The 25,221-nt window shown below is 67.4% G+C and carries 22 protein-coding genes and 2 tRNA genes; 11 read left to right on the top strand and 13 right to left on the bottom strand.

All coding sequences use genetic code 11. The features are described from left to right. Nucleotide 1: 1 nt before the first annotated feature. The 4 genes from H4W26_RS11755 to H4W26_RS11740 form a co-directional block, all read right to left on the bottom strand. Nucleotides 2-2,131 carry an iron ABC transporter permease gene (locus H4W26_RS11755; RefSeq protein ID WP_318779873.1) on the bottom strand — a complete coding sequence of 710 codons (2,130 nt, stop codon included), beginning with the start codon at nt 2,129-2,131 and terminating at the stop codon, nt 2-4. Beyond that, entirely contained in the window at nt 2,131-3,144 is a 1,014-nt protein-coding gene (locus H4W26_RS11750) for an ABC transporter substrate-binding protein (protein ID WP_192592405.1), read from the bottom strand. Before H4W26_RS11750 ends, H4W26_RS11755 begins: the two co-directional genes overlap by 1 nt. A gap of 106 nt (nt 3,145-3,250) precedes the next feature. Continuing rightward, entirely contained in the window at nt 3,251-4,093 is an 843-nt protein-coding gene (locus H4W26_RS11745; protein ID WP_192592404.1) for an ABC transporter ATP-binding protein, read from the bottom strand. Nucleotides 4,094-4,127: 34 nt separating this feature from the next. Next, on the bottom strand, nt 4,128-5,072 hold the full coding sequence (locus tag H4W26_RS11740) for an SDR family NAD(P)-dependent oxidoreductase (protein WP_192592403.1): 945 nt from the start codon (nt 5,070-5,072) through the stop codon (nt 4,128-4,130). 132 nt (nt 5,073-5,204) lie between these two features. Here H4W26_RS11740 and H4W26_RS11735 point away from each other — a divergent pair, with 132 nt between their 5' ends. Further along, nucleotides 5,205-6,923 carry a flavin monoamine oxidase family protein gene (locus H4W26_RS11735; protein WP_192592402.1) on the top strand — a complete coding sequence of 573 codons (1,719 nt, stop codon included), beginning with the start codon at nt 5,205-5,207 and terminating at the stop codon, nt 6,921-6,923. A gap of 65 nt (nt 6,924-6,988) precedes the next feature. Here the strand turns inward: H4W26_RS11735 and H4W26_RS11730 are convergent, their stop codons facing one another. Beyond that, nucleotides 6,989-7,774 carry a nitrilase-related carbon-nitrogen hydrolase gene (locus tag H4W26_RS11730; protein WP_192592401.1) on the bottom strand — a complete coding sequence of 262 codons (786 nt, stop codon included), beginning with the start codon at nt 7,772-7,774 and terminating at the stop codon, nt 6,989-6,991. A 43-nt stretch (nt 7,775-7,817) separates the two neighbouring features. After that, nucleotides 7,818-9,806: a threonine/serine exporter family protein gene (locus tag H4W26_RS11725; protein WP_192592400.1), complete on the bottom strand. Its 1,989-nt coding sequence runs from the start codon at nt 9,804-9,806 to the stop codon at nt 7,818-7,820. Nucleotides 9,807-10,138: 332 nt separating this feature from the next. Between H4W26_RS11725 and H4W26_RS11720 the strand changes: the two genes are divergently transcribed. Next, entirely contained in the window at nt 10,139-11,746 is a 1,608-nt protein-coding gene (locus H4W26_RS11720) for a BCCT family transporter (protein ID WP_192592399.1), read from the top strand. A 48-nt stretch (nt 11,747-11,794) separates the two neighbouring features. Next, a complete protein-coding gene (speB, locus tag H4W26_RS11715) occupies nt 11,795-12,775 on the top strand; it encodes an agmatinase (RefSeq protein WP_192592398.1) in 981 nt (326 codons plus the stop codon). A gap of 28 nt (nt 12,776-12,803) precedes the next feature. Here the strand turns inward: speB and H4W26_RS11710 are convergent, their stop codons facing one another. After that, complete coding sequence (locus tag H4W26_RS11710) at nt 12,804-14,678, bottom strand: phosphoenolpyruvate carboxykinase (GTP) (protein WP_192592397.1); 1,875 nt, start codon at nt 14,676-14,678, stop codon at nt 12,804-12,806. A 308-nt stretch (nt 14,679-14,986) separates the two neighbouring features. Here H4W26_RS11710 and H4W26_RS11705 point away from each other — a divergent pair. After that, a tRNA-Arg gene (locus H4W26_RS11705) sits at nt 14,987-15,060 on the top strand. A 69-nt stretch (nt 15,061-15,129) separates the two neighbouring features. Here the strand turns inward: H4W26_RS11705 and H4W26_RS11700 are convergent. After that, on the bottom strand, nt 15,130-16,185 hold the full coding sequence (locus H4W26_RS11700; protein WP_192592396.1) for a universal stress protein: 1,056 nt from the start codon (nt 16,183-16,185) through the stop codon (nt 15,130-15,132). Nucleotides 16,186-16,335: 150 nt separating this feature from the next. Here H4W26_RS11700 and H4W26_RS11695 point away from each other — a divergent pair, with 150 nt between their 5' ends. Genes H4W26_RS11695 through H4W26_RS11680 form a run of 4 tightly spaced genes read left to right on the top strand, consistent with a single transcriptional unit; the run spans nt 16,336 to nt 20,577 of the window. Beyond that, nucleotides 16,336-17,139, top strand: coding sequence for a DeoR/GlpR family DNA-binding transcription regulator (locus H4W26_RS11695; RefSeq protein ID WP_318779872.1), 804 nt, complete (start codon nt 16,336-16,338; stop codon nt 17,137-17,139). Then, nucleotides 17,136-18,245, top strand: coding sequence for a 1-phosphofructokinase family hexose kinase (locus H4W26_RS11690; protein WP_192592395.1), 1,110 nt, complete (start codon nt 17,136-17,138; stop codon nt 18,243-18,245). Before H4W26_RS11695 ends, H4W26_RS11690 begins: the two co-directional genes overlap by 4 nt. Continuing rightward, a complete protein-coding gene (locus H4W26_RS11685; protein ID WP_192592394.1) occupies nt 18,242-20,314 on the top strand; it encodes a PTS fructose transporter subunit IIABC in 2,073 nt (690 codons plus the stop codon). The genes H4W26_RS11690 and H4W26_RS11685 overlap by 4 nt, the downstream gene beginning before the upstream one ends. Beyond that, nucleotides 20,311-20,577 (top strand): HPr family phosphocarrier protein, encoded by a 267-nt coding sequence (locus tag H4W26_RS11680; RefSeq protein WP_192592393.1) that lies wholly within the window; start codon nt 20,311-20,313, stop codon nt 20,575-20,577. Before H4W26_RS11685 ends, H4W26_RS11680 begins: the two co-directional genes overlap by 4 nt. A gap of 18 nt (nt 20,578-20,595) precedes the next feature. On the opposite strand, the gene H4W26_RS11675 is transcribed toward H4W26_RS11680, so the two are convergent. From H4W26_RS11675 to upp, 3 genes are all read right to left on the bottom strand, one after another. Continuing rightward, the gene (locus H4W26_RS11675) at nt 20,596-21,102 is read right to left on the bottom strand and encodes a SixA phosphatase family protein (RefSeq protein WP_318779871.1); all 507 of its coding nucleotides are present in this window, start codon (nt 21,100-21,102) and stop codon (nt 20,596-20,598) included. Nucleotides 21,103-21,114: 12 nt separating this feature from the next. After that, complete coding sequence (locus tag H4W26_RS11670; RefSeq protein ID WP_192592392.1) at nt 21,115-21,900, bottom strand: winged helix-turn-helix domain-containing protein; 786 nt, start codon at nt 21,898-21,900, stop codon at nt 21,115-21,117. Nucleotides 21,901-22,087: 187 nt separating this feature from the next. Further along, nucleotides 22,088-22,723, bottom strand: a complete 636-nt coding sequence (upp, locus tag H4W26_RS11665; RefSeq protein ID WP_192592391.1) for a uracil phosphoribosyltransferase — start codon at nt 22,721-22,723, stop codon at nt 22,088-22,090. An 84-nt stretch (nt 22,724-22,807) separates the two neighbouring features. On the opposite strand from upp, the gene tadA reads away from it, so the two are divergent. The 3 genes from tadA to H4W26_RS11650 all read left to right on the top strand — a co-directional run bounded on the left by tadA (nt 22,808) and on the right by H4W26_RS11650 (nt 24,036). After that, entirely contained in the window at nt 22,808-23,308 is a 501-nt protein-coding gene (gene tadA, locus H4W26_RS11660) for a tRNA adenosine(34) deaminase TadA (protein ID WP_318779870.1), read from the top strand. A 10-nt stretch (nt 23,309-23,318) separates the two neighbouring features. Beyond that, nucleotides 23,319-23,873, top strand: coding sequence for an adenine phosphoribosyltransferase (locus H4W26_RS11655; RefSeq protein ID WP_192592390.1), 555 nt, complete (start codon nt 23,319-23,321; stop codon nt 23,871-23,873). A 72-nt stretch (nt 23,874-23,945) separates the two neighbouring features. Then, a tRNA-Ser gene (locus H4W26_RS11650) sits at nt 23,946-24,036 on the top strand. 177 nt (nt 24,037-24,213) lie between these two features. Here H4W26_RS11650 and H4W26_RS11645 read toward each other — a convergent pair. Then, the gene (locus tag H4W26_RS11645) at nt 24,214-24,855 is read right to left on the bottom strand and encodes a DedA family protein (RefSeq protein WP_318779869.1); all 642 of its coding nucleotides are present in this window, start codon (nt 24,853-24,855) and stop codon (nt 24,214-24,216) included. Further along, complete coding sequence (locus tag H4W26_RS11640; protein ID WP_192592388.1) at nt 24,839-25,201, bottom strand: hypothetical protein; 363 nt, start codon at nt 25,199-25,201, stop codon at nt 24,839-24,841. Before H4W26_RS11640 ends, H4W26_RS11645 begins: the two co-directional genes overlap by 17 nt. Nucleotides 25,202-25,221 lie beyond the last annotated feature (20 nt).

The raw sequence follows: 25,221 nt of genomic DNA, 5'->3' as shown, positions 1-25,221 counted from the left end.
ATCAGCTGCGGGTGGAGCGCCTGAGCAGCCAGAGCAGATACGGCGGCCCGAGCACGGCGACCACCAGGCCTGCCGGCAGCTGATCGGGGGCGATCACGGTGCGCCCGAAGGTGTCTGAGACCGAGACCAGCACGGCACCGAGCAGCGCCGCGACGGGCAGGAACCACTTGTGCTCGCGGCCCACCAGCATGCGTGCCATATGCGGTGCGGCGAGCCCGACGAAGCTGATCACGCCGACGCCGACCACGGCCACCGCCGAGAGCAGCACGGCGATGATCAGCGCCGTGGCGCGCACCCCAGCCAGCCGCACCCCGAGGATGCGCGGGGTCAGCTCATCGATGCTGATCAGATCCAGCTCACGGCGCAGGTAGATCAGCACCGGCACGGAGAGCAGCAGGGTGAGCAGGATCGGGGTCAGGTCGCCCCAGGTGGTGCCGAAGGTGGACCCGCCCAGGAACGAGATCGCCATGGCCTGGTTATAGGGGTTGGTGGAGGAGATCAGCAGCTGGGTGATCGCCAGCGCCGCGGTCATCACCCCGATGCCGACCAGCACCACCTTCTCCGGGGAGCTGCCCCGGGAGCCCGCGAGCAGGAACACCACCGCTCCGGCGAGGATGGCGCCGACCGTCGCCCCGGCGGACATGGTCCAGGCGGAGGTGCTGAACAGGATCAGCGCGACCACGGCACCGGCACCGCCGGCGGCGGCCACTCCGAGGATCCCCGGGTCGGCCAGCGGGTTGCGGGTGACCGTCTGCACCAGCGCGCCGGCGATCGCCAGCACTGCCCCGGCCAGGACGGCAGCGGCCACCCGGGGGCTGCGAAAGTCCAGCGTGATCTCGATGGCCCGGGCGGCTTCACCGGAGAACCACAGCGAGATGTCTCCGATCCTCAGCCACCAGTCCCCCAGCAGCATGCCGACACCGATCAGCACCAGCAGCAGCACGGCGGCTGCGATGGTCAGCGAGACCCGGCGGGTCAGCGTGATCCCATGTGGCAGCGGCATCGCGGAGATCTCCTGATTGCCTCCGGCGCTGCGCATCCGCAGCGCCAGGACCACCAGGAAGACCGCTCCGACCAGTGAGGTCACCACTCCGGTGGGGATGGCCACGGCGAGGTTGGGGCCGGCGACGGCGAAGACCAGTGCGCGCACCGCCACGTCAGCGCCGATCACGATGAGTGCACCGACCAGGGCAGAGGCTCCCAGCGCCCAGGCGAAGCGACCCATTCGGGTCACCTTGGTCGCGGCCAGCCGCACGATGGCCGGGGCGCACAGTCCCACGAAGCCCAGCGGTCCCACCATGGTGACCGCCGCGGCAGAGAGCGCGACCGCGCAGACCAGCAGGGCACCACGCAGGAACCCCACGTTCACGCCCATGGACTGGGCGGTGTCGGCACCGAGGGAGAGCACATCGGTGCTGCGGGTCAGCAGCACCAGTCCGATGGTCGCCGCGATCACCACCGGCAGCAGCGGAAGGAGTCCGGAGAGTCCGGCCAGGTTCAGCGTGCCGGCGCCCCAGAGGAAGAGCCCCTGGGTGGACTGGGCATAGAGCATGAGCAGCGCCGCGGTGACCGAGGCCAGGCCCATGGCCACCACGGTCCCGGCGAGCACGAGCCGGATGGGCGCATGCTCGGAGAAGCCTGCCAGCAGCAGCACGACGCCGGCCGCCACACCTCCGCCGAGGAAGGCCAGGGCCGCTGAGCTCAGCAGCGGCATCGAGATGCCGAACGCCGCAGCGGCGGTGAGTGCCAGGTGCGCCCCGGCGTTGACGGCGAGCGTGTCCGGTGAGGCCAGTGGGTTGCGCGTCATCGCCTGCAGCGCGCAGCCGGCGATGCCCAGCGCCGCTCCCACGACGAGCCCTCCCACCAGTCGCGGAAGCCGCGAGTCCAGTGCGAGGGCCCGAAGCTGGGAGGCGGCAGCGCCGTCGTCGGAGCTGAAGAGCGCCGCCAGCAGATCCAGCGGTGAGGCCGCCGAGGTGCCCTGGGTCAGGTGCACCGCGGAGAGCACCAGCAGCAGCGCACCACCCAGCACCAGGGCGCCGGTGGCCACGGCGCGGGCCCGGAGTGGTCCACCCTGAGGCTCAGCGCCCGCGACTGTGGATGCTGCCCGCGCGGCGGTCTTCAGCTCGGTCACTACTGGCCGGCAGTCTCGACCGCGGTCTCGGCGAGGTAGTCGATCCACTGACCTGCCGAAGCGGGTCCGCCGTAGATCCAGATCTCCTCCACCGGGTGGGTGGCCTCATTCTCGACGAATCCGAGCGAGGTCCACACGGAGTTGTCCTCGAGCTCGGAGAAGGGGTCCTCCGGCTCGGTCTCCGCGGTCCACCAGTAGAGGATGGTGTCATCCTCCAGGGCGGTCAGACCTTCGATGTCGGACTGGCTGATGGCGAAGGCTTCATCGCCCTCGTCCTCCCAGGCCGACTCGAGCCCGATCTCCTCACCGAGGGTCTGGGCCAGCGCTCCAGGACCATGCATCCGGAATGTCGCCGTGTTGCCCTCCACGGTCGGGTAGACCAGGACGAACGGGGTTCCGCCGATGCCCGCATCCTCGATGGCCTCGGCGCCGGCGTCGCGGGTCTCCTCGAACTCCGCCCAGACCTCATCGGCCTGGTCCTGCGCGCCGAGCAGCTCGGCGGTCATCCGGAAGTTGTCCTCCATGTTGCCCAGCGGATCGGAGGCATCGGCCCCGGGCTGCAGCACCACCGGGGCGATCTCCTCGAGATCTTCGAGCAGCCCCTCCGGAACGGAGACGTCCACGCCGAGGATCAGGTCAGGATCAGCCTGACCGATGGCCTCCAGGCTGGGCTCGGTGCGCAGTCCGACGTCGGTCGGCTCACCCTCCACCGGGGCCGCCGAGTTCCACATCTCGTATCCCTCCAGGTCAGCCACGCCCACCTGGTTTCCGCCGAGGATCTCGACGTTCTCGGTCTGTGCCCATTCCAGGGTGACCACGCGCTCTGCGGGGGCGTCCAGGGTGATCTCTTCACCGCGGTAGTCGGTGACGGTGACAGGCCCGGAGTCAGCGGCCGCGGCGTCGTCCTCGGTCTCCTCGACGTCGGTGGTGCCGCAGGCGGTCAGCGCCATCAGGACGACGGCGGCGGCCGCCGTGGTCCTGCCGAGGCGTGGGGTGAGGTTCATAGTGGGCATGATTCCTTTCGGTGAGGGTGCAGCGGGGATCAAAAAATATGGGTCGGCTCGGCGCGAAGGAGGCAGGTCTGAGCCGGGACGTGACGCCTCAGGCCCCCTCGGCGTCCTAGGCGGAGAGCAGGACCGGTTCTGTGGGCTGCTCCACTGCTGAGCGTCGGCCGGCGCGCTGAACACGCACGGCGAGTCCCCCGGTGGGCAGGGTGGCCACATGGATGTTGACGCCGAAGGCTGCGCTGAGGCGCTCGGCGGTCATCACCTCGGCAGGAGTTCCTGCGGCGGTGATCCGACCTTCGCAGACGAGGATGACGCGATCGGCGATGTCTGCGGCCTGCTCCAGATCGTGGAGCACCACCCCGATGGTCAGCCCGTGGGTGTCGGCCAGCTCGCGGATCAGATCCAGCAGGCTCATCTGGTGCTTCAGGTCCAGGAAGGTGGTGGGTTCATCGAGCAGCAGGACATCGGTCTCCTGCGCCAGGCAGGTGGCGAGCCAGACGCGCTGGAGCTGTCCGCCGGAGAGTTCCGCCACGGGACGATGCCGTAATTCTTCGAGTCCCGTGAGCAGAATGGCCCGCTCCACTGCTTCGACGCAGGCCTGGTCGGTGCGGCTGAAGCGCTTCCGGTGCGGATGCCGGCCCAACTCGACGACCTCGGTGACGGTGAGCCCACCCGGGGTGGGACGCTGCTGGGCCAGGATGGTGAGCCGCTTGGCGAACGCCCGGGGGGAGAGTGCCGTGCTGTCGGCACCGTCCAGCATGACCTGCCCGGTGGTGTGCGCGAGCCGGCAGATGCCGCGCAGCAGGGTGGACTTGCCACTGCCGTTCGGGCCGATCAGGGCGGTCACTCCGCCGGGGAGCAGCTCGACGTCGGCGTCGACCACCACCGGAGACGACCCATAGGAGACCGAGAGGGACTCTGTTCGCAGCGTTGCGGGTTTCTGTTTGATTGGCACATCTGCATGTTAGCAAATTATGGGGAAGGTAAGCCTAAGTACTGCGAAGAAGTTCGAGTGAGACGTCCCAGAGCCGCGTTGCGTTCTCGGAGTCCAGGGCATAGGGCCGCACCCCGTGGGTGCCGTTGACGATCTCTGGGACAGCTTCCGCCTCCTCACAATCCTCGAGATACAGTCCCCCGACGCCGGTCAGCAGCGGCGAGGCGGCGGCGAGGACGGAGGTCGCCGCGCCCTGGGCAGGGGTCTTCATCGCGATGCCCGCGTCGGCCACATAGGCCTTGGTGTCGGCGAGCGCCTGCGGATCCCAGTGGCGCTGAAGGTTGGTCCAGATGCCTCCCGGCATGACCGCATTGGCGGTGATCCCCTCGGCGGCCCACCGGCGCGAGGCCTCCACGGCGAAGAGCACGTTCGCGGTCTTGGACTGACCGTACGCCTGTCCCGGGTCATAGGGCCTGCGTTCGAAGAACAGGTCCTCGTAGACGATGTCCGACATTCCGTGCCCGCTGGAGCTGACCGAGACGATCCTGGCGCCGCCCGCCTCGACCATCGCTGGGTGCAGTCTCAGAGCCAGAGCGAAGTGGCCGAGGTGGTTGGTGGCGAACTGCAGCTCCCACCCCCGGGCGGTCCGCAGCTCCGGGGTCATCATGATGCCGGCATTGTTGACCAACAGGTGCAGCGGAGAGGACCAGCTCTCCGTGAACCGCTCCACCGAGGCGAGGTCGGCCAGATCCAGGGATCCGACCTCCAAGGAGGCACCCGGGTGGGTGTGGGCGACGTCCTCGGCGGCGCGGCGTCCTGCCGCCACGTCGCGCACCGCCAGCACCACATGGGCTCCTGCCCCGGCAAGGGCTCGTGCGGTCTCCACCCCGATTCCCGAGGACGCCCCGGTCACCACCGCTGAGCGTCCGTGCAGATCAACCCCTTCCAGAACCTCGGCGGCGGTGCTGGTCGCGGAGAACGGGGAGGTGAAGCGCGCCATGAGCAGTGGCCTTCCAGCGTGAGAGGGGATGAACCTCTACCTTGCACGCAGATGCTGGAAGCACGCCAGGAGAAGAGTCCCTCCAGCTCTGGGTCCCCTGCACCGCCCTCTCGCACCTCTAAGCTGATGCATATGACCGTCTCCAGCCCGCTGCCCGAGACCCCGGATCCGGCAGACGCCGCCCCGGGTGACGCCACACTCACCATGCTGAACCCAGACTTCCCCTTCAGCTACGACCACTACCTCCAGCACCCGGCCGGCCTGGGCTCGATCCCGGAGCATGCGCAGGGCACCGAGGTGGCGGTGATCGGGGCCGGATTGGCCGGCGTCGTCGCCGCCTATGAGCTCATGAAGCTGGGTCTGCGTCCGGTCCTCTTCGAGGCCGGGGAGATCGGGGGCCGGCTGAAGACCCAGTCCTTCGCCGCGGCTCCCGGGGTGGTCGCGGATCTCGGCGGGATGCGGTTCCCCACTTCCGGCAAGGCCTTCTACCACTATGTGGACCTGCTCGGGCTGCCCACCCGCGAGTTCCCCAACCCGCTGACTCCCGCGGCTCCCTCCACCGTCATCGAGCTCAAGGGCGAGAAGTTCTACGCCGAGGACGCCTCTCATCTCCCCGCGTTCTTCGCGGAGGTGGCCGAAGCCTGGCAGCGCGCGCTCACCGAGGAGGCGGAGCTGGACGCCATCCAGGAAGCCATCCGCGAGCGCGATGTGGTGCGGCTGAAGCAGCTCTGGAACGAGCTCGTGGAACGCCTGGATGATGAGTCCTTCTACGGCTTCCTCTCCTCCACCGAGGCCTTCAAGGAGCTGAGCTTCGAGCACCTGGAGGCTTTCGGCCAGGTCGGGTTCGGCAGCGGAGGCTGGGACACGGACTTCACCAACTCGATCCTGGAGGTCCTGCGAGTCGTCTTCACCGGCGCCGATGACCACCATCGCAGCATCACCGGAGGAGCCCAGCTGCTTCCCGTGCAACTGTGGAAGCACGCACCCGAAGAGCTGCTGCACTGGGCGCCGGGAACCTCGCTGGAGTCTCTGCACGGCGGCGCGCCGCGCGGCGCGGTCTCCGGGATCCATCACGGCACCAACCCGGACCTTCCCGGCGGCGGGGTGCGGATCACCGAGACCTGGGGCCGCACCCAGGAGTTCGCCGCCGCCGTGGTGACCTGCCAGTCCTGGCTGCTCTCGGCGCGCATCGACACAGAGGAGGAGCTGTTCGCGCCGTCGATGTGGACCGCGATCGAGAAGAGCCACTACATGCTCTCCTCCAAGACCTTCGTGATGGTGGACCGCCCGTTCTGGCGCGACGTCGACCCGGAGACGGGACGTCCGGTGATGTCCATGACGCTCACCGACCGTCTCCCCCGGGCCACCTATCTGCTCGACGAGGGTTCCGACGGTCCGGCTTCGATCCTGCTCAGCTACACCTGGAACGACGACGCCCTGAAGTGGCTCCCGCTCGACGCGGCGGAGCGGACCCGGCTGATGCTGCATTCGCTGAACAAGATCTACCCGGGGGTGGACATCGGCGCGCATATGATCGGTGCGCCCATCACGATCTCCTGGGAGGCGGATCCCAACTTCATGGGCGCCTTCAAGAACAACCTGCCAGGCCACTACCGCTACCAGGAGCGGCTCTTCGGGCACTTCATGCAGGATGCGCTGCCCGAGCATCAGCGCGGGGTCTTCCTCGCCGGAGATGACATCTCCTTCACCGCAGGATGGGCCGACGGCGCCGTCACCACCGCGCTCAACGCGGTCTGGGGCGTGATCCACCACCTGGGCGGAGCCTCCGAGCCGGAGAACCCCGGACCGGGCGACCTCTGGGAGGACCTGGCCCCGGTGAAGCTGGACTGAGGTCGCTGAGGAGGACGCTGGCGGGACCTGCCTGCCGGGGCGTGTGCACGGCCTGGCCCGGTGGGCTAGAGCCAGTCCCGGTGCAGGTCGGCCCGCCGGTCCTGCAGGTAGTCGGCGCTGCCGGACTCCTCCGCGGCTGTCGGCACGTCCACCACCAGCAGACCTGGTTCTGTCCCCAGTTCACCCAGCGGCTGCCCCGAGGGCCCGACGACGACGCTGCACCCATCGAAGTCCAGGTCCGCCTCCATTCCGCAGTGATTGGCGTAGGCCAGGGAGATCCCGTTCTCGATCGCGCGCGCCGGCAGCAGAACTCCGGGAACCGAGGCCTCATCCCCTGCCAGCGCGGTGGGCACCAGCACCAGCTCGGCTCCGCGCGCGGCGGCCGCACGCACCATCTCGGGGAATTCCACGTCGTAGCAGACCAGCAGGCCCAGGTTCATTCCGCGGTAGCTGGTCACGCTCGGGGGCTTCTGCCCCGGCCGAAAGGCAGCCTTCTCCTCGGGCCCGTAGAGCTGGACCTTCTGATATTCCGCGAGGACAGCACCGTACTCATCAGCGAGTGCGGCCGTGATGCCGCGCTCCTCGGGAGACTCTCCCCCGGGAAGCGAGAACACCATGGCGATCCCACAGGTGCGGGCGATCTTCTGCAGGCGTGACCGCGCGCCGTCGACCGCCTCTGCACTCACCTGCTCGCGGATCTGCGCCGGGACGTAGCCGAAGGCGAACAGCTCAGGAGTCAGCAGCAGCTCCGCTCCCACGCTGCTGGCCTGCGCGGCGGCGTCATCGATCAGCGCCAAGTTGTGCTCGAGCTCGAGCGGGCGGGCAGTGTCCTGCATCAGCGCGATTCGCATGTGCCCAGTATCTCCCGAGTGACGATCTGAGTGAGGCCAACGCTCAGCGCCGTCGGCCCTTGGTGCGCTCATTGGACTGCAGCCGCTTGGTCAGCGGGCGCATCAGGACATCGCCCAGCACGATTCCGGCCGCGATCGCCATGATGATGATCAGCGCGTCGAAGATCTCGTAGAGCCCTGCAGTCCGGTTGACCGAGGACTGACTGATCGCGATCTGGTACATCCCGCGGAAGACGATGAGCCCGGGAAGCATGAACATCATCGCCGGGACCGCCACCACCAGCTGCGGGGCGCGCAGTCGCAGCGCGACCACCCGGGCCAGGGCCCCGACCACGGTGGCTCCCAGGATGGGGGTGAACCATCCGCCGAAGCCCATCATCTCCCCGGCGTAGACTCCGCCGAAGCCCAGCGCAGCGACCAGGCCGGTGGGCAGCAGCAGACGGTAGGGGGCCTGCTGCACCACGGCGGCCGTTATCGCGGTCAGGAACACCAGGGCGATGAGGACCCCGGGGTGGTAGATGCGCATGATCTCGCGCGTGACATCGAGCTCCGGGGCGCCGGCCCGACCGGTGAGCACCACGCCGACCATGATCCCGGCGGTCAGCCCGGAGAAGGCGACCAGCGAGGAGACCAGACGGCCGGCTGCGGTGATCGGGAAGGCGTTGATCGCATCCTGGATGGCGGAGACGATCCGCACGCTGGGCAGCAGGATCATGAGTCCCCCGGCAACCACCATGGAGGTGGTGATCGGGGCGCCCATGGTCAGCGCGCAGAGCGCCACGGCCGTGGCCAGGAACCCACCCACGGCGAGGGTGAAGATCTCCGGGACGCGCCAGATGGTGAGCTGGCGGGTGACGGCGAGGACCAGCAGGGTGGCAAGGAAGCCCAGGGAGGCATCCAGCAGCGGCGCGCCGGTATAGCTGGCGAAGAGCCCTGCGAACAGGGCGCCCGAGGTGGCGACCACCCACCGCGGATACGGCTTGGGGTCTCGGATGATGTCCTGCAGGGTCTCCTCGGCCTCGGCGCGGGTGATGCGTCCGAACGCGATGTCGGTGACCAGGGTGTGGACCTCGGAGAGCGCACGGAAGTTCGCGGACCAGGAGCGCACCACGCGGACTCGGGAGTACGGGATCTTGCCCGGGGGTGACCAGTTCAGGATGATCGACTGGTTGGTGATGTCCACATCGGTGTTCTTCATCCCGAACGCCGAGGTCACCGCGAGGATGGAGGTCTCCACCTCCAGGGCTCCAGCCCCGTACCGGAACAGCGCCTCACCGAGGTCGAGGACCAGGTTGATCGTGACGAGCTCATCAGCCTCCCCCGGCTCCTGAGCCTGATGGGGGTTCTCAAAGGGAGTGCCGGAGAGCCAGTCCAGCGTCGACATCGCACCCGTGGCCTGGGAGACGGGACGGATCAGCTTCTGCGCCAAGAATCTCGCCGGGTCCGCGATCCGGCGGGCCGGCGGACGCGCAGGACCACGGCCTGAGTCACGGCGGCCATCGGCTGGCTGCTCTGGCTGCGGGTGCGGCTCCCGAGCCTCGGGAGACGGCTCGGCCGACCAGTTCTCCTCCGACCAGTTTTCAGCGGACCAGTGTTCGGCAGGCTGGTGCTGGAGTGGCTGCGGTCGCGTCCACGGCCCGGAGCCTTCTGCAGCGTCGGGCGGGAAATAGGTGGCGGTCGGGAAGAGCGGCGGTGCACTGGCATCCTCGAACCGGTAGGTCTCCGGAGGGTGCGTGGCCGCAGACTCGTCGACTGCATCCGGCCAGTCGTGCTGCGTCTCTTCCGCTGCCGAATGGTTCCAGGAGTCGATGACGTGCTGAGTCAGGGTCCTTGCGAAGCCCAACTCCTCTTCCTCGCCATCGTCCGCGGGGCGGACGACCGGCAGGAGGATCGCCTCCTGGTCCTCGCGGTGAATCCGGGGATCAATCGCTGCTGCGGCGTGATCGGCGTCCTCAGCAGAGGCCTGGTGGGCAGCGTCTGGACTCGAAGGTGCGAGTTCGGTCTCAGCCTGGCGTGAATCCTGGGGCAGCATAGGGCCTCCGCGACATGGAGAATCTGGGAAGAACCGCCGGGCAACAGATGACCCGACCGGCCGATGAAACAGTGATGACCCAAAAGCGTGAAATGGGGCATCGCTGAAGAATGCCCCACAAGAGGAACCCCGATCTTCCGCATAAGTCTGTCACGAACGAAGTCCTCACCGGAAGAGGGCCGTCAGGTCTGGGCATCACCCCGCACCTGACCCCCAGGCACCGAGCACTGGCAGAAGTCCGTATGCTTGACCCCGATGTTCTGGCACCCGCCTGCGCATACCTCGCGACGGGCCCTGGGCTCGGTTCGCCCAGGCAAGGACACGTGACACCCATGAGCCGGCAAGACCAGGGGCCCGCAGCAGGCCCGAACAGCACCACCCTCGAGCAGCACCAGCCGAGCCCCGGTCGCCCGGGCGGAGTCTTCTATGTCTCGGTGGCTGCCCTGCTGAGCTTCGTCGCGTGGGCGACATTTTCCCCCGGAAGCCTCACCACGGTGATGACCGCGGCGTCGAACTGGTCTTCGCAGAACATCGGCTGGGCCTACCTGGTGGTCACCGCAGGCTGCATCGTGCTGATGGTCTATCTGGGCCTGAGCAGGTTCGGCACAATCCGGCTGGGCGCCGATGATGATCGCCCCGAATTCAGCAACTGGTCCTGGATCGCCATGATCTGCGGCACCGTGATGGGTATCGGGCTGATCAGCTACGGCGCAGCCGAACCCATGACCCACTTCATGGTGCCCCCGCATGGGCTGGCCGAGCCCGAGACGGTGGATGCCGCCGTCACGGCGATGCAGTTCTCCTACTTCAACTGGGGGCCCAACGCCTGGGCGCTGTTCGGGGTCTTCGGCCTGGCGATCGCCTACTCCACGCATCGGCGCGGCAACACCGGTCTGGTCTCTCCGATGCTGCGCCCCGTGCTGGGGCGGAGCATGGATGGATGGGCCGGGCAGCTCATCGACATCTTCACCATCATCGCGACGCTCTTCGGCACCACCACCTCGCTCGGGCTGGGCGCGGCGCAGATCGCCGAAGGCATCAACAGCCTCACCGGACTCCCCTCGGACCTCGTCATCCAGGTCATCATCATCGCGGTGATCACGGTCATCTTCACCCTCTCGGCCATGTCTGGCGTGAGCAGGGGCATCAAATGGATCAGCAAGGCCACCATGCTCGCGGCCGCCGCGCTGGGGATCTATGTGCTGTTCATCGGACCCACCAGCTTCATCAGCAACCTGTACTTCCGTTCCATGGGTCAGTTCATCGCCGAGTTCCCGATGGTCGCGCTGCTGACTCCGGGCACCCCGGAGGACCTGCAGTGGATGCAGTGGTGGACCTACTTCATGATGGCCTGGTGGTTGAGCTGGGGCGCGTTCGTCGGGATCTTCCTGGCGAAGATCTCCAAGGGCCGCACCATCCGCGGGTTCGTGGTCGCCGTGCTGGGTGTGCCGACTCTGGTCTTCAGCCTCTGGTTCACCATCTTCGGCGGCTCAGCGATCCACCTGGACATGGTCGGCGGGACCGACATCGGCGAAGCGACGCTGGCCGACACCAACGTGACCTTCTTCGCCCTGCTCGGAGAGCTGCCGCTGACCGCGATCACCTCCGTGCTCACCGTGATCATGGTGATCCTCTTCTTCGTCTCCAGCGCTGACTCCAACACCTTCGTGCTCAGCGTGCTCTCCTCCCACGGTTCCATGCACCCGGCTCGCCCGATGCTGGGCCTGTGGGGACTGCTCACCGGTGTCTGCGCCATCGTGCTGCTGATCGCCGGCGGGCTGCAGGCTCTGCAGCAGACCGCGCTGCTCTCTGCTGTGCCGTTCACGGTCATCGTCACGCTGCTGGGCATCTCCTTGGTCAAGGAACTGCGCCGAGATGCCCGGTTCACCACCGCACCTGTGGTGAAATCACGGACCACCAAGCCGGCTCCTCGCGCCTAGGGTCACCCTGCGCCCACCCAACCCGCTTCTGCGCAAGAATGGGCCACTATGAGCACCCACGACGCCTCCGCAGATCACCCCAGCTCACCGGTGGGACCGCGCGACAGTTCCCGGACCCCTCGCTTCGCCGGGCCGGCGAGCTTCGCGCTGCTTCCGCTGCTCGAGACGGTGGGCACAGCGGACATCGCGGTGGCCGGGGTGCCCTTCGACTCCGGGGTGAGCTATCGGCCCGGCGCCCGCTTCGGGCCCGCGCACGTGCGGGAGTCCTCGCGGCTGCTGCGTCCCTACAACCCCGCCCAGGACATCGCGCCCTTCGCGGTCCAGCAGGTGGCCGACGCCGGTGACATCGTGGCGAATCCCTTCGACCTGGATGAAGCGATGGAGCAGGTGTACCAGGGCGCCACGGAGCTGCTGACCCGGGCACCCAGGCTGGCGGTGATCGGCGGGGACCACACGATCGCCTACCCGCTGCTGCGCGCCGCCGCCGAGAAACACGGCCCAGTCGCGGTGCTGCACGCCGACGCCCATTTGGACACCTGGGACACCTACTTCGGTGCCCCGCTGACCCATGGAACCCCGTTCCGGCGCGCCGCCGAGGATGGGTTCATCGACCTCACCGCGAGCGCCCACCTGGGGATCCGCGGTCCGCTCTACGGCAAGGGCGACCTCGACGACGACGCCCGGCTCGGCTTTCAGATCACCACCACCGAGTTCATCGAGGAACACGGGGTCCCCGCAGCGATCTCCCGGCTGAAGCAGCGCCTCGCCGGCAGACCGGTGTACATCTCGGTGGACATCGACGTGCTCGACCCCGCCCACGCCCCCGGCACGGGGACGCCCGAGGCCGGTGGCCTGACCAGCCGGGAGCTGCTGCGGATCATCCGCGCGATGAGCGACCAGAACATCGTCGGGGTCGACGTCGTCGAGGTCGCACCGGCCTATGATCACGCGCAGCTCACCGGCATCGCCGCGGCCCACGTGCTCTACGAGCTCCTCTCCGCCATGGGCGCGGGAGCGCCTTCAGCCTGACGTCGCGCCTGGCAGAGGACGACAGCGGTCAGGACTGCAGACGACGGCGCAGCTCCTCGGTCTCGGCCGCGATGGACTTCGGCAGGGAATCGCCGAACTCGGCGAACCACTCATCGATCCCCTCCAGTTCGGTCAGCCATTCGTCCCGGTAGACGGTGATCGAATCCTCGAGCTGTTCGGGGGTGATCTCCAGTCCCGTGAGGTCCAGTCCGTCCATCCTGGGCGTGAAGCCGATGGGAGTCTCCACGGCCGCGCCGCCACCCTCCAGGCGTTCGGTGACCCATTTGAGCACCCGGGAGTTCTCGGCGAATCCGGGCCAGGCGATCTTGCCGTCGCGGCCCTTGCGGAACCAGTTGACCAGGAAGATCTCCGGCAGCTTCTCCGGGTCTGCCTGGCTGGAGACCTCCACCCAGTGCTTGAGGTAGTCGCCGGCGTCGTAGCCGATGAACGGAAGCATGGCCATGGGGTCCCGGCGCACAGTGCCCACCTGCCCCTCGGCGGCCGCGGTGGTCTCCGAGGAGAGCGTGGCGCCGAAGAAGATGCCGTGGTTCCAGTCGCGCGCCTGTGTGACCAGCGGGACGGTGGTCTTGCGTCGGCCGCCGAAGAGGATCGCGTCAAGCTTCACACCGTTGGGCTCGAAGTACTCCTCGGCGAGCATGTCGGTCTGATCGATCGGGGTGCAGAAGCGCGCATTGGGATGGGCCGCCGGCAGATCCGAATCCGGCGTCCAGTCCTCCCCGCGCCAATCCGTGAGGTGTGCGGGAGGCTGCTCGGTCATGCCTTCCCACCACACTCCCCCATCGTCGGTGAGCGCACAGTTGGTGAACACCGAGTTGCCCTTCGCGATCGCCCGCATGGCGTTGGCGTTGGTGTGCCACCCGGTGCCCGGGGCGACCCCGAAGTAGCCCGACTCGGGGTTCACCACACGGAGCTCTCCCTCGTGGCCCGGTCGGATCCAGGTGATGTCATCGCCCAGGGTCTCGGCCTTCCACCCTTCGAGGGTGGGGTCGATGAGTGCAAGGTTGGTCTTCCCGCAGGCCGAGGGGAAGGCCCCGGCGATGAAGTAACTTCGGTTCGCCGGGCTGGTCAGCTTCAGGATGAGCATGTGCTCGGCGAGCCAGCCCTCATCCCGCGCCATCACCGAGGCGATGCGCAGCGCGTAGCACTTCTTGCCCAGCAGGGCGTTGCCGCCGTAGCCGGAGCCGTAGGACCAGATCTCCCGACTCTCCGGGAAGTGCACGATGTACTTCTCCTCGTTGCAGGGCCAGGAAACATCGCTCTGCCCGGGTTCCAGCGGCGCACCCACCGAGTGGACGGCGGGGACGAAGAACGCGTCGAGCTCCTCGATCTTGCGCAGCACCTCGGTGCCGATCCGCGCCATGATGCGCATGCTGGTCACCACATAGGCAGAATCGGTGATCTCCACTCCGAATTTGGGATCCTCGGCGTCGAGGTGGCCCATCACGAAGGGAATCACGTACATGGTGCGGCCCTGCATGGCTCCGGCGAAGACGCCCTGGAGCTTCTCGCGCATCTCGGCAGGGTCGACCCAGTTGTTGGTGAATCCGGCGTCGCGCTCCTTCTCGGAGCAGATGAACGTGCGAGATTCCACGCGTGCCACATCTGCCGGATCGGAGAATGCCGCGAAGGAGTCCGGGAAATCCGGGCTGGTCAGTCGGGTGAACGTGCCGGCTTCCACCAGTTGATCGGTGAGTCTGCGGTGTTCTTCTTCAGAGCCGTCCACCCAGTGGATGCTCTCGGGCTGGGCCAGCGCTGCGATCTCTTCGACGAAGTTCAGCAGCGGGGTGTGCGTGGTGGGAGCATCAGCCGTGTTCGCAGGACCTGTCGTCCTGGAATCCGTGGTCTGATTCGCACCGGGCGCCGTTGCAACGGTGTTGACCATTGTTTCCCTCCATTGGGTACAGGTTCGTACTGACCCCCTCCTGGTTGGCGAGACCAGGACCCAAGGACTGGAACGTGTGAACGTTCCGGGTGTGCACAACACTGTGCGACACGCATCCCTGCATCCCCGTCAACACCGATGGGGACCAGCTGTAGTCCACTGTAGCGTTCCCAGATGACGGGACTGTAAAACACGACGACGGCGGGTTCCACCGAACTGCGACTGGAAGTGATTTGTCGGCCCCTGAGGTGCCGTGTATAGTCTTCTAGGTCGAGATCGCCGAGCGATCAAAGATAAAAAGTGAAGATGCGCCTATAGCTCAGCTGGATAGAGCGTCGGTCTACGGAACCGAAGGTCAGGGGTTCGAATCCCTTTGGGCGCACTGCAGAACACACAGATGGCACCCTTCGGATCAGCAGATTCGGAGGGTGCTTTTCTGTGTGCGCGAGCGTCAGTGTTTGCGGGGCTTATGGGTGGGGATCACCAGCACCGGACAGACGGCCCGGCTCAACACGGCCTGACTCACCGAACCCAGCAGGAGTCCGGCGAAGCCTCCATGACCCCGGGTGCCGATCACCAGCAGCGTCGCAGTGCGGGAGGCCTCGGAGAGCACCCCCGCGGGGGAACCGTCGAAGAACTGCCAGCGCACGGTCACCGTCGGGGACTTCGCCGCCACCTCTTGAGCCATCGCTTCCAGGTGATCGGTGTAGCGACGGCGCAGGTTCGGCAGTTCGAGGTTGTGCTCCACGGTGTTGGGATACCAGTGACCCTGAGCGTTCAGCGGAGCCGCAGACACCAGGGTCAGCGGGCTCTTGGTCAGGGCCGCGGCGTCGGCCGCGAGATGCACGACGTCGGTGGCGCGATCACCCACATCGACGCCGACGACGATCTCTGCATCGAAGTTCAGCTCGTCGGTCACATTGGCAAAGGATCGCCGTGAGTGCTCCCGGGAGACCGACTCCTCCATGAGCTCCACCGGTTCCTCCTCCGCACCCTCCCCGCCGGGACGTTCCTGCGGAGGGGCCATCAGCTCGGTCGGCGCGCCGGCCTCCCATCGTTCCGGCACCACCAGGGTCGGGCAATGCGCGTGGGCTGCCAACTTGTTCGACACGCTGCCCAGAAAACGTCCGGCAAAGCGATTGCGGCCCCGTTTGCCGACCACGGCCACGTGAGCTTCGCTGCTCTCGTCGACCAAGGTCCCGCCGGGATCACCCTCCGCGGTGCGGGAGCTGACCTCGACTCCGGCCTCCGCGGCACGGGCCGAGTATCTGTCCAGAACCTCTTGAACCGTGCCCGCGGCTTCACTGCGGTAGCTGTCCAACGCTCTGACGTAGTAGTCATCGGTCACCACCGGTCGAGAAAAGGTGCCGATGAGACGCAGTGGCCACTCACGCTGCTTCGCGATCATCAGTCCCACTGTGAAGGCGCGCTCACTGCCCGCCGACCCGTCAATACCGACCAGCACGCCTGGGACGTGAGCGCTGTCGGCTTCATGATGGTGAGACATATCACAATGCTATGCCGAGTCCAAGCGTGCGAGTAGTTCTCACGTGCTCCCCGTGAAGTTCACGAAACCTGTTGCATACACAGGCAAACACAGATAAAGTGTGTCTAAACCCACAGGAAAGTGGTGTGGGTCACTGAAATGGAGCTTCGCATGACACTGCTCGCCCCGGAGCGTCACGAGCGGATCCTGGATCGGCTGCGCCGCAGCGGCACGATCACCGTCCAGGAGATCGCCCGGGATCTGAAGGTCACCAAAGAGACGGTTCGACGTGACCTGGATCAGCTCGAGACCGCTGGTTCACTCCAGCGTGTCCATGGGGGTGCGGTGGCCAGCTCCAGCCCTTCGCGGCGAGAGACCTCGCTGCGTCAGCGGCAGAGCGAGCACTCAGCACAGAAGCAGGACATCGCTCGGGAAGCGCTGAGCTTCGTCCCGTCCTCCCCCGACGCCTCGCTGCTGCTCGATGCCGGCACCACCACGGAGGCACTCGCCGATCTGTTGGCCACAGGACCGACCGGCGAGCACCACCACACTCGTTTTCTGACCACCAGCTCGGTGCCGATCGCCCAGAAGCTGGCCGAGGTGACCTCCCTCGATGTCGAGGTGCTCGGCGGCAAGGTCCGCGGGATCACTGGCGCCGTGGTCGGCGCTTCCGCCGTTGCGACCCTTGCCCGACGGCAGGCGGATGTCGCGTTCATCGGCACCAACGGAGTCGACGCGGGCTTCGGACTCTCCACTCCTGACACTGCTGAGGCTGCGGTGAAATCGGGCCTGGTCCGTGCCGCGCGTCAGGTCATTCTGCTGGCGGATTCCAGCAAGCTCGGTCTCCGCACGCTCGTACAGTTCGCAACCCTGGAGGAGATCGATGTGTTGATCACCGACGCCGAGCCGCATGCCGAGCTCGCCCACGCCCTGGCCGACGCCGGTGTGCCTGTCATTGTGGCGGGCACCCAGTGATCGTCACCTTCACCCCCAACCCGAGCCTGGACAAGACGCTGGCGCTCGATGCTCCCCTGCGCCCCGGGGCCGTCCAGCGCGCCGTCGGACACTCTGCCGAACCGGGAGGCAAGGGAGTCAACATCTCCCGCGCTCTCACCGCCGCCGGGGTGCCGTCACTCGCCGTACTTCCCGGTGACGCCGGGGACGCGGTGCTGCTGGCGCTGCAGGAGATCCAGGTTCCGGCCCGCGCACTGCCGCTGGGCGCGCCGCTGCGCACCAACACCGCCATCACGGATCAGGCCGGGGTCACCACCAAGATCAACGAGCCCGGTCCAGACTTCGACGCCGCGCTCACCGAGGCGCTGCTGCAGCTACTGCTGGAGACCTCCGAGGGTGCCACCTGGGTGGCTCTGGCCGGATCGCTTCCGCCCGGAGTCCCTGAGGACTTCTACGCACAGGCCATCACGGCGCTGCGGGAGACCTTCGGGGAGCAGGCGCCGCTGATCGCGCTGGACACCTCGGGTGCGCCGCTTGCCGCAGCACTGTCGGCGGCACCGGATCTGATCAAGCCCAATGCCGAGGAACTGCTCGAGCTGCACGCGGCGATGCTGGGGGCCTCCGGGCCCGCAGCGGGTGCTGACGCGGCGCACGACATAGGTTCGAGCCTCGGCTCCGGCGTCGATGAGCAGGCCCAGGCCGAGGCGCTGGAAGCCGATCCGATGCGCGCCGCCCAGCTCGCCGTCGAACTGCAGAACTGCGGAGCACGCTCGGCGCTGATCACTCTGGGTGCACACGGCGCGGTGCTCATCCCGCACTCGTCCGTGGACAACTCAGCAGAAATGGCCGAGCCTGCGCTCGCGCTGCGCGCCTGGGGACCACCGATCACGCTGCGCTCCACCGTGGGCGCAGGCGATGCCTCACTCGCCGGGTACCTCGCCTCGGCGCAGTCCGGCGGCTCACCCACGGATTCTCTGAAGCACGCCATGGCCATGGGACGTGCCGCGGCAGAGCTGCCCGGTTCCGTCATGCCCACACCCGACCAGCTCACGACCGAACATCTCAGCACCGAACAGCTCATCATCATCCCCCGAACAACCGCTACCGCGAATGTGGAGACATCATGAATACCATCATCACGCCGGAGCTGGTGAGCCTCGACCGGCTCACCGCCGGCAGCAAGCGCGAGGTCATCGATGCCCTCGCCGCGCTCGTCGGCTCCGCCGGACGCAGCGCCAATGTCCAGGAACTCGCCGCTGATGTCTGGGCGCGCGAGGAGACCTCCGAGACCGGCATGCCCGGTGGCATCGCCATCCCGCATTGCCGCACCGGAGCCGTCACTGAAGCCACTCTGGCCTTCGCCCGACTGGCGGAGCCCGTGGACTTCGGCTCCTCCGATGGCCCGGCCGATCTGGTCTTCATGATCGCCGCCCCCGACGGCGCGGACCAGGCACACCTGAAGATCCTCTCCGCCCTGGCGACCTCGCTGATCAATGACGAGTTCCTCGCCGATCTGCGCGGAGCTGACTCTGAACAGCGCGTGGTGGACCTGGTGGCCGAAGCGGTGCAGCCCGCACCGGTCACCGCCTCGGCCGGCGGCCGCGGCTCCGGTGGAGGCTCCGAGACGAGTGCAGGCGCCAGCACTGCCGCCCCGACTGCCGAGGCTCCCTCATCGACGACGACGGTGGGCCGCCTCGTGGCCGTGACGGCCTGCCCCACCGGCATCGCGCACACGTATATGGCTGCTGACTCGCTGAAGAAGGCCGCGAAGGAAGCAGGCGTGGAGCTCCACGTCGAGACTCAGGGCTCCTCCGGAGCGACCCCCTTGGGCACCGAGACCATCGCCGCCGCCGACGCCGTCATCTTCGCCACGGACGTGGACGTGCGTGATCGGCACCGGTTCGCCGGCAAGCCGGTCATCGCCTCACGGGTCAAGCGCGGCATCGATGAGCCCGCCAAGATGATCGCCGAGGCGCTGGCCGCGGCGAAGAACCCGAACGCCGCCGTCGTCCCCTCGGGTGGATCCGGCGACTCCGATGGCAATACAGCTGCCAGTGGCGAGCGTGAGAGCTTCGGGCGCGCGACCCAGCGGGTCCTGATGACCGGCGTCAGCTACATGATCCCCTTCGTCGCCGCGGGTGGTCTGCTCATGGCGCTGGGCTTCCTCCTCGGCGGGTACAGCATCACCGAGGTGGCCACAGATGTGACCCTCGGGAACACTCTGTGGAACCTGCCCACACCTGATCAGCTGCCCGAGGACTTCCGCGGCGCCGGGGCACTCGGCGGCTACCTGGGGGCGGTCTTCTTCACCCTCGGCAGCACCGCGATGGGCTTCCTGGTCCCCGCACTGGCCGGCTACATCGCGTTCGGCATGGCCGACCGTCCCGGCATCGCCCCCGGCTTCACCGCCGGCGCAATCGCGCTGACCATGGAGGCTGGCTTCATCGGCGGCATCGTCGGCGGCGTCCTCGCCGGTGCGGTGGCGCTGTGGTTCCGCAAGCTCAGCGTGCCGCGCTGGCTCGCCGGACTGATGCCCGTCGTGATCATCCCGCTGGTGGCCACCCTGGTGGCCGGTGGCCTGATGCTGCTGGTGCTCGGCGGTCCGATCGCCGGACTGACCTCAGCTCTCGAGGGCTGGCTCAACGGGATGACCGGTTCCGCCGCCATCCTGCTCGGCATCATCCTTGGTCTGATGATGTGCTTCGACCTCGGTGGACCGCTCAACAAGGTGGCGTACTCCTTCGCCGTGGCCGGCCTCTCGGGCGCCGTCGCGGATGGCAACACCGGTCCACTGATGATCATGGCCACGGTCATGGCCGCCGGCATGGTCCCGCCGCTGGGCATGGCATTCGCCACGTTCATCGACTCCCGCCTGTTCAGCGCGGCGGAACGGGAGAACGGCAAGACCGCCGTGCTCCTCGGCGCTGCGTTCATCTCTGAGGGCGCGATTCCGTTCGCCGCAGCCGACCCGCTGCGCGTGCTGCCAGCCTCCATGGTCGGCGGTGCCGTCACCGGCGCGATGACCATGGCCTTCGGCGTCACCTCCTACGCCCCACACGGCGGCATCTTCGTGCCGTTCGCCATCGACAACTTCTGGCTGTTCCTGGTCGCGGTGCTGGCCGGTTCGGTGGTCACCGCACTTTCGGTGATCGCACTGAAGCGCTGGGCACGGAAGGGTGTAGCCTCTGCTGCATGATTGAGCGGACTGCGGTGATCGCCGCGGCGGCTGGGCTTCATGCCCGGCCTGCCGCGGCGTTCGCGTATGCGGCCGCGGCTCAACCGGTGCCGGTGGAGATCTCCAAGGCCTCCACACCAGAGCATTCAGTTCAGGCCGACAGCCTGCTGGGTGTGATGAGTCTGGACGCCGCGCACGGCGACGAAGTGGTGCTGCGCGCCCGCGGCGATCAGGCCGCGCAGGCGCTGGATGAGCTGGTGCGCCTTCTGGAATCGGCGATCTGAGCGGGCCGGAAGAAGCCGCTAGCCGGCGGTGAAGAAATCGGTGAGCTCGGCGCCTCGGCCGTCCAGCTCGGCCCAGGGCTTGCCCACCGTGAAGCGCGCCAGACCCGCGGGCGGCCAGGACCCGGCCATCTGGATCACCGGATCTTCTCGCGACTTCCCGGAGGCAAGATCCATGCTGAGCGCCTGGACTCCGGGCATATGTGCCACCACCAGCAGGGACTGCACCGTCTCGGGCACCTCATTGATGATCGAGAGCATGGACCGCGGCTCGGCGAGGTAGAGCCGCTGGTCCAGATACGGCGTCGGGGCCTTGTCTCCCAGCTCGTGGTTGACCCAGATGCAGGTCTGCCGGGTGCGCATGGCATCGGAGCAGAGCGTGTTATCCGGCAGGTGCCCCTTCTCCAGAAGCCAGCGGCCGACGGCGCGCGCCTGTTCCTGCCCGTGCTGGGTCAGGGTGCGGCCGTGGTCATCCCCGGAGAAGGAATGCCCAGACTCGCCGTGGCGAAGGATCAGCAGTTCAGGCACAGTCAGTCCAGATCAGATCGAGTACTCGGGGGCCGCCCAGACGGTGACCTCGGGGTGCTCGTAGAATCGGTAGCCCTGACCGCGCACGGTGCGCACCGTGTTGGCGAGGCGTCCGAGCTTGGAGCGCAGCCGGCGGATGTGGACGTCGATGGTCCGCTCGTTGGGCATCTGGTCCTCGTCGACATTGCGCCAGAGCGTCTTGAGCAGCTCCTCGCGGCCCACTGTGCGGGAGCCGTTGTCCACGAGGTAGTTCAGCAGCTCGAACTCCTTGAACGTGAGATTCAGGCCCTCACCGTCGAGGCGGACCTCGCGCCGGGAGAGATCGATCAGCACACCTGAGCTGCTGGGTGCCGGTGGGGTGTTGACGGGCACCTCGACGCCGCGGTGCGTGACCGTGGGGTCACCCAGCGCCTGGCGGACCACCTCGAGGTCGCTGCCCTCGTGGGCGGCCGAGGCCATGGCCATGGCGATATGCACCTGGGCCTCGGTGGCGATGTGCTCCACGTAGTCGCGCAGCTCGGTGGCGATCTTGTGCAGGGATGTTCCTGCGGCGCTGGCGGTGTCCTCGTCGAGGCCGACGTAGACCACGAAGCCGCGGGTGACGATGTCGGGCTGAACCATCTGCGGCCCTCCGCCGTTCTGCGCGACCACCGGTACCGGTGCTGTGCGTGGGTGAGCCTCACCGGACTCGGCGGTGGCGCTGCGCAGTCGGCGAGCCATCTCGGCTCGGCGGGCGGCGTTGCGCACGGAGACATGAACATAGCCAGGATTCTGCGGCTGGCTCAGGTGTGCGGACATTGGCGGCAACTCCCCCACTGCGGTGGACGGCGATAACTATTACAGCGTGTCCGTCACATTTGAAATCCGCAAGTAACAAAAGGGGGGATCTTCCACATAATGAGATGTGGAAGCTTTTTAGTGATCGGGATCACAGTATGTCGCCTGGTGGAGGCCTTCGCGGAGTCCTCGAGGCGCGGCGCAGGCCCTACTGCGCGAGGCCGTAGAGCCGATCGCCTGCGTCGCCGAGGCCGGGGACGATGTAGGACTTCTCGTTGAGCTTCTCGTCGATCGCGGCGAGGTAGAGCTCCACGTCGATGTCCCCGATCTTGGAGCGCAGCCGCTCGATGCCCTCCGGGGCCGCCAGCAGGCAGATGCAGGTGATCTTGGCGGCGTTGGCCTTCTTCAGGAAGCGGATCGCCTCGGCGAGGGTGCCGCCGGTGGCGAGCATCGGGTCCAGCACGAAGACGTGGCGGCCGGTGAGGTCATCGGGGAGGCGCTCGGCATAGGTGATGATGTCGAGGGTCTCTTCGTTCCGGGCCATGCCCAGGAAGCCGACTTCGGCGGTGGGGACCATGGCGGTCATGCCGTCGAGCATCCCCAGGCCTGCGCGCAGGATGGGCACGACCAGTGGCTTCGGATCCGCCAGCTGGGTTCCGGTCATCGTGGCCACCGGAGTCTGGATCTCCACGGGCTCGGTGGCGATGGATCCACTGGCCTCATAGGAGAGCAGCATGACCAGCTCCCGGGTCAGTTCACGGAACTGATTCGAAGCGGTCTCCACCCGGCGGAGCTGGGTGAGCTTATGGGAGATCAGTGGGTGTTCCACAACCTGTACGCGCATGCTTCAAAACTACCAGCACGCCTTGAAACCGGCCTCCTGGGGCCGCATGGCGGCGGACGCTGCCGCGCGCCATAAGCTGGGGTGGTGACCGAGAACTCTGAGCCCGCCGCCGCATGGTCTCCGCGGGCGCGCGCCGACCAGGAGGCGCTGATCGGCCGCTGCCTGGAGCTCGCCGCGCAGGCGAAGGACTCCGCGGACGTGCCAGTGGGCGCCGTCGTCGTCTCTGCCGAGGGTCAGCTGCTGGGCGAGGGCCACAACACTCGAGAGCGCGACGGCGATCCGGCAGGTCATGCCGAGATCACGGCACTGCGCGCTGCGGCCCGAGCTGTGGGCACCTGGCGACTGGACGGCTGCGTGCTCGCCGTGACGCTGGAGCCCTGCCCGATGTGCGCCGGGGCGATCTATCAGTCTCGGATCGAGCAGGTGATCTTCGGCGCCTGGGATGAGAAGGCAGGCGCCGCGGGGTCCGTGTTCGACATCCTGCGCGAGCCGCGGCTGAATCACTGGGTCGAGGTCCACCCGGGGGTGCGGGCGCAGGAGTGCGCCGCCACGCTGCGAGCGTTCTTCGAGGAGTTCCGCGGATAGGCTTGGGCCCGTGTCCACACCTCTTTCTTTCGAGAACTCTGCCGCGCCCACCGCCGATCAGCTGGCCTATGCCCGGTCGCTGTTCGCGGTGACCCCGGATTTTCCCGAACCGGGCGTCTTCTTCCAGGACATCTCCCCGGTGCTGGCCGATCCCGCGGCCCTGCGGACCGTGGCCGAAGGGCTGCTGGCGCCCTTCGCCGGGGACTTCGACATGGTGGCAGGCATCGAGGCGCGCGGGTTCACCCTGGCTGGGATGATCGCTGCGCTGACCGGCACCGGGTTCCTGCCCATCCGCAAGGCGGGCAAGCTCCCGGCGCCGGCCGGTCGGGTGGAGTACACGCTGGAATATGGGACGGCCGTGATCGAGGCGCCTGACGTGCTCACGCCCGAGCACCGGGTGCTGATCGTCGACGATGTGCTCGCCACCGGTGGCACCCTGGCCGCGAGCCGGGAGCTGATCGGTCAGCTGGGCAGTCAGGTGGCCGGCGCCGCCGTCGTCCTGGAGATTGAGGCGCTGCGTGGTCGCGAGATCTCCGGTGAGGTCCACGCGCTGTTCCACAGCTGAGCGTGATGTGCGTTCGGACCAGCTCGCCGCTTTTGGGTGAGTGCGCGATGTTTGCGTATACTCAACGGGCCTGGTGACGTGTCCGAGCGGCCGAAGGTGCAGCACTCGAAATGCTGTGTGCGGTTACCCCGCACCGTGGGTTCAAATCCCACCGTCACCGCCACAGGGAAACCCCGCTGAACTGCAGCTATGCAGTCAGCGGGGTTTTCTGTTCCCACCCCCGCGCGCTTTACCTCCCCCAATGTGGTTTACCAGCCCGCCCGTAGCCCCGGTAGACCACGCAAAGGGAGGTAAAACGTTGGGGAGGGGGCTCAGACTCGGTCGCGGCGGCGGAGGGGGCTCAGACTCGGTCGCGGCGGCGGAGGGTGCGGAGTCGCTGGATGATGAAGGCGACCACCGCCAAGGCCGCGAGCGCCACCACCAGGTTGGAGAGGACGCCGCTCCATTCGGCGAGCACCGGTTCGATGCTCGGGCCCAGCGCGAAGCCCAGACCGATCCAGATGCCGTTCCAGATCGCGGACCCCACCAGGGTGAACGCGAGGAATGTCAGCATGCGCATGCGGGTGATCCCCGCCGGGATCGAGATGAAGGAGCGCACGATCGGCACACAGCGCCCGAGCAGCACAGCCCACGGTCCCCAGCGGTCGAACCAGCGTTCAGCCTTGTCGAAGTCCGAGACCTTCAACAGCGGCAGACGACCCATGATGGCGCGGGTCCTTTCCGCACCCAGCGCTGCGCCTACCCCGTACCAGAGCAGCGCTCCGAGCAGAGAGCCGAGATTCGCCCAGAGCCACGCACCCCACGGGCTCATCAGACCCCCGTAGGCGAGAAATCCCGCTCCCGGGAGGATGGCCTCGGAGGGTATCGGTGGGATGAAGTTCTCCAGGAAGATCGCGAGCCCGACTCCGAGTTCCCCGAAGCGCTCCATCAGACTCAGCACCCATCCGATGAACCCCTGATACTCCTCAGTCGTTGCCGGCACCGTCGAAATCCTTCCCTGCCGAGACCACATAGGTGGTGATGGATCGAATCTTCGCGGTCTTGGCGGTCGAGGCGAAGACCATGAAGTGCGCGAAACGCACGGCCGAGCCATCGGCACCGACTGCGACGCCATCGCAAGAGCCCAACCTGCCGTGCGTCACCACGTTGTCCAGCACCAGACGCTGAAACTCTGCCTCCGGCTCCGTCGGGTGGACGTGCCACTCGGCATCAGGGAGAAGCCACTGCTCCAGATGGGCCTGATCGCCCTCTCCCCACGCCCGGGCGATCTCCGCGACGATCTGCATGCGCGGTGAATTCCCGCAGCTTTCCGGAATGGTGAACTCCATGGCGACACATTAGCCCGGTC

The organism is Nesterenkonia halotolerans, from assembly GCF_014874065.1.
In the GTDB taxonomy this organism is placed as follows: Bacteria; Actinomycetota; Actinomycetes; order Actinomycetales; family Micrococcaceae; genus Nesterenkonia; species Nesterenkonia halotolerans.
This window is presented reverse-complemented; position numbering and strand designations above follow the sequence as displayed.